Source organism: Actinomadura logoneensis, assembly GCF_003428695.1.
GTDB classification, from domain to species: domain Bacteria; phylum Actinomycetota; class Actinomycetes; order Streptosporangiales; family Streptosporangiaceae; genus Spirillospora; species Spirillospora logoneensis.
In genome coordinates this window covers 1-981 of the sequence record NZ_QURH01000443.1, presented here as the reverse complement: position 1 = coordinate 981, position 981 = coordinate 1, and the positions used below count along the sequence as shown (strand labels likewise).

At 74.8% G+C, this 981-nt stretch carries 1 protein-coding gene; it reads left to right on the top strand.

From position 1 onward, the window contains the following. Window positions 1-786: 786 nt before the first annotated feature. Window positions 787-981, top strand: a 195-nt coding sequence (locus DZF91_RS23195; RefSeq protein WP_147341297.1) for a hypothetical protein, incomplete at its 3' end; no start/stop codon positions are given.

The following is a 981-nucleotide window of genomic DNA, read 5'->3' as shown; positions in this document are numbered from 1 at the left end:
GGCCTGCGCTCGCGCGGCGCGCTCGGCAGCCGCTGCCCGCCCGCCGTGCCGAGCCCGGTGGACCCGAGCCCGCCAGCCGCCGGGCCCGTCGCGAGCCCGCCCCGTCCGCTCGTCGCCCGCTGGTCGCTCTTCATGGGGGCAGCCACGTGCTCCTTTCGCGCCCGCCGGAATCTCGGATGTGGAGATCTCCGAATCGTCGGGCGATCCATGCTTGCGGGACGGACGCGCCCCCGTCAACGTATTCGGCCAGCCGTGCCCGGGCCGTGACCGACCAGGCACGGGTGACCAGCCGTTTCACCGGCCACTTCGCGGCTTACCCTCGGTCACACCGGCCGCTGACACCACCGAAACGGACACCCAATAAAGCCCTTTTGTTCGGTTTTGCCGGAAAAGGCGGGGAAGTGTGGCCGGATCGCTGGTCCGCGCCCCTTCCGTCCCGTCGATCGTCACGCGACCGCGCCGCCGAACGGCCCTCTGACGGACCTTCTCGTTAAAGTGAAGCCCCGTCCGACACGACCCGCCCACCCCCGCCCCGAACCCGTCCGGCACGGCACGAACACGCAGCACGGACGCCGACCCGCGAACCCGCGCGGCGCGGCGCGACCGCGCAGCGCGGACGTCCGGCGCGGCGCGCTCGTGCACGTCGCGTGCGTCGCGGGGAGTGTGCGGCGCCGCACGAACGTACGACGCGGCGTGTGTGCGGCGCGGCACGGACGTGCGGCGTGGTGTGTGGGGCGGGCGAGTTCGGTGGACGGCGTCGTGATGGCGCAGGACAGAGGGGCTGGGATGCGGATCTCGTTCACGGCGCTGACCCACGAGGGGCCCCGGGACGTCGTCGCGGACGTGGACGACCGGGCGACGGTCGGCGGGGTCGCGCGGGCGCTCGCGGCGGGCGGCGAGGGGCTGTGGGCCGACGGCCGGATGCTCGACCCGCGGGCCCCGGCGGCGCGGGAGCTGCGCGACGGGGCCGTCGTCGGGTTC